This window comes from Alishewanella maricola, from assembly GCF_016343785.1.
In the GTDB taxonomy this organism is placed as follows: domain Bacteria; phylum Pseudomonadota; class Gammaproteobacteria; order Enterobacterales; family Alteromonadaceae; genus Alishewanella; species Alishewanella maricola.
Genome location: NZ_JAEINI020000025.1, coordinates 1 through 5,403, shown reverse-complemented (window position 1 = coordinate 5,403; position 5,403 = coordinate 1). Strand labels below are relative to the sequence as shown.

Sequence of the window (5,403 nt, the reverse complement as noted above, 5' to 3'; positions counted from 1 at the left end):
TTTTTACATGCTAGTTTTAGACTCCAAATCTTATACCTTCATTATCTTTTAAAGTTTATAAAATTTCATAAATACGTTGATAATTGACGGTTAATTTCAATTTTGTAAACTTGCGCCAACTATTTAGGTTTGCTAATGCTTTAATATACGGTGATAATTGCCGTATATCTTCTTATTTGTAAACTCTGGGTGGCTAATGCTAAATATAGAGGCGAGAAGGCAGCTTAAAGCATTATTGCCGGTAGGAATGCTAGCAACAAAACCCTGGCTGGAAGCGCAGGGCTTTAACCTACATTTTCTGGATAATGCGGTTCGCAGTAGTACTTTAACACCGCTGACTCCAGGTGTTTATTTGCGGGAAGGGATCGTCAGTTGGCAGGGCGTTGTGGCATCCTTGCAGCGAATGACAGACACCCCCGTCCATGTCGGTGCTTTGTCAGCGCTTGAGCTGGAAGGCGTAGCGCATTATTTGGCTGGTTCAACGTCACCTCGTATTACGTTATGTAGTGCAAAAGCACTACCAAGGTGGCTGAATAGAATTGCAGTATCAGCTGAATTTGAATGGCAGGGTACTCGCAGGCTTTGGGCTGAAAATGTCATGTCGGATACCTATTTTATAAGAGAGCATAGCTGGCAAGTATCTTTACCGGCTCTTTATTATTCTTGTCCTGAAAAAGCCATTTTGGAGTTATTACTACAGGTTCCTGATGCAATAAGTTTTGAACATGTCGATCAACTGATGCAGGGGATGCACAATTTGTCGCCGCGTAAACTGGATAAGCTGTTAAGGGGTTGTATAAACGTTAAAGTAAAACGACTGTTCTTTTGGCTTGCTCACCGGCACCAGCATGCTTGGCTGAAACATCTTAGTAGTGAGAATTATGCACTAGGTACAGGCAAACGTATGATTGCAAAAGGCGGTAGGTACGAGTCAACTTGGCAGATAACTGTGCCTAAGGAGATGTAAAACTATGGATAGGCAAAGCATTTATTACCGACAAGTCCAGCTTTTGTTGCAAATCATCCCTTATGTCGCCAAGCATGACTGTTTTGCGTTAAAAGGCGGTACTGCTATAAATTTATTTGTCCGTGATTTTCCACGATTATCGGTTGATATTGATTTGGTGTTCTTACCCATGATGGAAAGAGATGACGCCTTAACCTCGATTAAAACCAATTTGAATACCTTGGCATCGAGCATTGAGACCACACTACCAGTGCGAGTTGTACGTGCTTTTCAGGAAAAAGCAGATGCATTGCGTTTGTTGGTTGAGCGCAATGGTATCCAGATTAAAATTGAGTTGTCACCTGTTCTGCGTGGTACGGTCTATGAGCCGAAGATCCATTCTGTTAGCGAAGCTGTCGAAGCTGAATTTGGTTACGCAGAGATGGCGGTTGTAAGTTTTGCTGACTTATACGCGGGAAAAATTTGCGCGGCGCTGGATCGCCAACATCCCCGAGATCTATTTGATGTGAAACAGTTGCTGGATAACGAGGGTATAGATGAGCCGCTTCGCAAAGCCCTGCTGGTATACATGATTAGCCATCCTCGTCCGATGGCTGAATTACTTCGTCCTAATTTTAAGGACATTTCCGGGCTTTACGACGGTGAGTTTAAAACAATGTCTGAACAAGAGGTTTCGCGAGCCGAATTGGAAAGTGCCCGTGTTCAGTTGGTTGATAACATCCATTCCTTGTTGACGCTGCAGGAGAGACAGTTTTTGCTGTCGTTCAAAAGACTGCAACCTGACTGGAGCCTACTGAGTATTGAGGGTATTGATCAATTGCCAGCCGTTCGGTGGAAAATGCATAACTTATCGAAAATGTCCGCCATTAAACATGCGGAAGCCTGTGATAGGTTGAGTAGCATCTTGGGTCTTGCTTAAATGCAATCATGCTCGCGAATCTCGCTAGAGTCGGGCAACAAGTTGTCAAAAAAGTTATAGACTTCAGGTCCTGTATACCGTTCAGGTCGAAGCGTTAAGGAAAGGGATAAGCTTCTACTTCCTGGCGAGTTCAACCAATTAGTATCGTAAGTGAAATTATTCTCACCCTGTCTATCGCGCAGGTATTTACCAACCCTTATCCCATTCATTTGAATATCAAGCGTGTCCATTTACCAGCCTTCCTGCCATGTACTTTGGTCTGGGTCTGCGGATTTATCGCCACGGGGGGAGATATCCAGCTGTAGCTGCAACGCTGCAAGGATTTTGAAAAATGTGGCTAACTTGCAGGATTCAGGCTTGTTCTCAAAATCAGAGATTGTCGCCACTCGCAGGCCGACTAGCTGCGCGATCTCTGCTTGTGTAACACCGTGTTTTTTACGATGTATTTTTATCAGTGTGCTAAGTTGTTCCGGGCGAGTGATCGGCATCAAACACACTCCACTTTATTAGATAACTTTGTTATGAAGATATACGCTCCACCGTAATTTTTGTCAATATACGCCAAAGCGTAAATTTAGGTATTATACGCTATAGCGTAACAAAAGGAATTGAGCTTGGTGGTCTATGGCGGGAGTAGAGTGGGTATATATAGCAGTTTGAACACTTAAAATTATCTAGGAAATGTCGAAAAAATTCGACACTGAAACTCATATTTTTTCCTAGTTTGAAAAAGTTTTGTCGTGAGTTTTTCTGGAAAAAGTCACTTTTTTTCAAAAGCAAAGTGACCAAAAATGTGAATATTTGGGCTAAAAAGGTGTGGTTTTTAGTGTTTACAAAGGAACTTATAGATTATAAGTATATGATTTATAGTAAAATTATTTATTTTGCTGAATGGTTTTCTGCGCTCCGGAGGCAGAGGTCCCGCGTTCGAATCGCGGCGGGTGCACCAATTAAATCAAGGCCTTAGCTTAAAAGCAGGGCCTTTTTTTATGCCTGATAGAAAGTTTTATAGCGTATTTATAGCAAAAATGCAGCGCGATACTCTACACAATTATCTCTAACCTCTTGAATTGGCCTCAAGGTTCGTTGTAGTCTACTCTAACCCTTTTACGCGTTTAGGCAATATAGTCTTAATTTGACAAAGCCTCGTCCGGCGTTTCGCTCGACTTACGTTTATTGAACACTTTTAGGGTTGCGCTAAAGCACTTCTGTCAAGATCCACTGAAGTGGAACATGCCAGAAGTCTTCAGCGCAGCCTCTAGGTAAAAGGATTTATTTTAATTGGATTCCATATACGAAAGTGCTCTTTTTGAACTGTTTTCTCAGTTTGATAAAAAACAGATAGTAATAGAGCTGGCTCCCCACATAATTTTCGTTTGTGGCGGACCTGTCGAAGTTTCATCTTTAGAATTTACGAGCGTTCGGCATCAGTTTATAAATTTCCTTGAATCTCAAGGTTTGGACCAAAAAAATAACTTCGAGCTTGTTTTGGCCGAGTCCTTCAAAGATTACTTTAAAGAAAATATATATAGTGATCTGCTAACGTTTGAAAAAGACATATTAAATATTTCTTCTATTGCAGTGATTATTCTTGAAAGTCCAGGGGCTTTGGTGGAACTAGGACTTTTTTGTAATAATATTTCTGAAATTCAGAAGCTTTTTGTTGTTTCTGATTCGGAGTTAATAAATTTAGAGGATTCATTTATATTTCTTGGCCCTTTAAATTTCATTAAGGAAAAAAGCGCCTCAAGTAGCCTGTCTTATCCTTTTGCTGGTTTCAAAAATAAAGGTTGGAAAGAAGTAGAGTTTATCTGTGGTGATTTTGTTAAAAAGGTTTCAGATATAGACAAAACCCAGTCTTATAAAGATGGGAACTCTGGTCACTTATGTTTTGTTATATATGAAATTATCAGTCTTGCCTCACCAATTTTGCTTGAAGAAATAGAAATGTCACTTTTAGCTTTCGATGTGTCTTTTGATAGAAAGTCAGTTATCAGATCTATTTACCTTTTACTAAAGTTAGAGCTTATTAATCCATTCATTTATAGTAATTTCAAATTCTATTATCCTGTTTCTGATCACCGAAGGGCAAAATTTGTTCACTCAAAAATTGATAAGTTAAAAGACAGACTTGCTATGAAAGTCCATTTGAAAAAGGTTTTCAGAAATTCCACAGACGAGAAAGACTATAAAAGGTCTAGAGTTAATGATTTGATTAATAAAGTGGATGCTGGGTGATGAATATTCTGAATTCTGTTAGTAAAGAGTCAGGGCTTTCAGTTACAGATCTCTTAGCCTTTTCCAAAACATGTCCACACAGGTATAAAGTTTATTTCATCGCTAAAAGAAATAGTGACGCAAAGAGGGTAATAGCACAACCATCGAAAGAGGTAAAATATTTACAGGGTGCTGTTATAAAGATTTTTAAAAGTTTTGACTTAGTTCATGAAGCAGCTTTTGCATATAAAGACGGTATAAATATAAAACAGAATGCGCAGGTTCATGCTAATCAGAAATATATTTTGAAAATGGATTTTAAAGATTTTTTTCCATCTATCACACCTGATTTGTTGTTTTCACAATTGAACATTGCAAAAGTTTTTTTATCTGAAAAAGACAAAGAATTTTTATCCGGTCTATTATTCTGGAAAAGAAGGCGTAACAGCAAGCTACGACTAAGCATTGGAGCCCCAAGTTCCCCGCTGATGTCTAACATCGTTATGTATTTTTTTGATAGCTACATTGAATCTTACTGCAGGTTAAACAGAATCCGATACACTAGATATGCAGATGATCTTTGCTTTTCAAGTAGCATGGCGGGTGGACTGGATTCTGTTAAAGACACGGTAAATAAAGCTTTGAGAAGTTTTTTTGGGCGGAAAATAAGGCTGAACACTGCTAAAACAATCTTTGCTTCTAAGGCAATGAATAGACATATAACCGGAATTACACTAACTAACGATGGAAAGCTTTCTGTCGGCAGGGATAGAAAGAGAGAAATTATTGCTGCCGTTCATAAAGTTTCTCAAGGGAATAGTCCAGATTGCTCATTAAAAACTCTCGCGGGACTTATTTCATATGTTCATTCGGTTGAAGGTGACTTCAAAGACCGTTTAATAAAGAAATATGGTGAGGTTATTGTCCAAAAAATCTTTGATTCGCTGCGTGAATAGTACACTTATTTACAGAACTCCAAGTGAGAGCGAAAAGCGCTTTGGCTGATTTCAATCCGCCACTGGTGCAAGCGGGTTATTATGGCTTGGCCTAAGTAGCAAATGCCTTTTAGCTTGGTAGTAATAAAGCCGTCGTAATAGTCTGTAGTGATTTGGCCGGTTTCGGTGTTTATCTCAATATCATAATGCGGCCTGATGGTTTGCTCTTTGCGCTTGCAGAATACGCCACCCATAAGTGTGACAAAGCTTTTCCAGTTACTGTTATCAGCGGCCTGATGAATGGCTGTTAGCGTAATGTCTTGCTGTTCCAGCTTACGCAGGCGGCGAAGTTCGCGCCATACTGT

The 5,403-nt window shown here is 39.7% G+C and carries 6 protein-coding genes and 1 pseudogene; 4 read left to right on the top strand and 3 right to left on the bottom strand.

Features of this window, described 5'->3' with window-relative positions; all coding sequences use genetic code 11:
• The first annotated feature begins 196 nt into the window (after positions 1 to 196).
• Both JAO78_RS16410 and JAO78_RS16405 read left to right on the top strand, forming a co-directional pair.
• Positions 197 to 967, top strand: coding sequence for a type IV toxin-antitoxin system AbiEi family antitoxin (locus JAO78_RS16410; protein WP_226752442.1), 771 nt, complete (start codon positions 197 to 199; stop codon positions 965 to 967).
• Positions 968 to 971: 4 nt separating this feature from the next.
• The gene (locus JAO78_RS16405) at positions 972 to 1,886 is read left to right on the top strand and encodes a nucleotidyl transferase AbiEii/AbiGii toxin family protein (RefSeq protein WP_226752441.1); all 915 of its coding nucleotides are present in this window, start codon (positions 972 to 974) and stop codon (positions 1,884 to 1,886) included.
• Here JAO78_RS16405 and JAO78_RS16400 read toward each other — a convergent pair.
• Both JAO78_RS16400 and JAO78_RS16395 read right to left on the bottom strand, forming a co-directional pair.
• Positions 1,883 to 2,095: a HipA N-terminal domain-containing protein gene (locus JAO78_RS16400; RefSeq protein WP_226752443.1), complete on the bottom strand. Its 213-nt coding sequence runs from the start codon at positions 2,093 to 2,095 to the stop codon at positions 1,883 to 1,885. The two genes, JAO78_RS16405 and JAO78_RS16400, sit on opposite strands and share 4 nt — an antisense overlap.
• A gap of 21 nt (positions 2,096 to 2,116) precedes the next feature.
• On the bottom strand, positions 2,117 to 2,374 hold the full coding sequence (locus JAO78_RS16395) for a helix-turn-helix domain-containing protein (protein ID WP_226752440.1): 258 nt from the start codon (positions 2,372 to 2,374) through the stop codon (positions 2,117 to 2,119).
• 793 nt (positions 2,375 to 3,167) lie between these two features.
• Between JAO78_RS16395 and JAO78_RS16390 the strand changes: the two genes are divergently transcribed.
• The gene (locus JAO78_RS16390) at positions 3,168 to 4,124 is read left to right on the top strand and encodes a retron St85 family effector protein (RefSeq protein ID WP_226752439.1); all 957 of its coding nucleotides are present in this window, start codon (positions 3,168 to 3,170) and stop codon (positions 4,122 to 4,124) included.
• Positions 4,124 to 5,059, top strand: coding sequence for a retron St85 family RNA-directed DNA polymerase (locus JAO78_RS16385; protein WP_226752438.1), 936 nt, complete (start codon positions 4,124 to 4,126; stop codon positions 5,057 to 5,059). The genes JAO78_RS16390 and JAO78_RS16385 overlap by 1 nt, the downstream gene beginning before the upstream one ends.
• A 5-nt stretch (positions 5,060 to 5,064) precedes the next feature.
• Here JAO78_RS16385 and JAO78_RS16380 read toward each other — a convergent pair.
• A pseudogene (locus JAO78_RS16380) lies at positions 5,065 to 5,403 on the bottom strand (replication endonuclease); the annotation flags it as partial.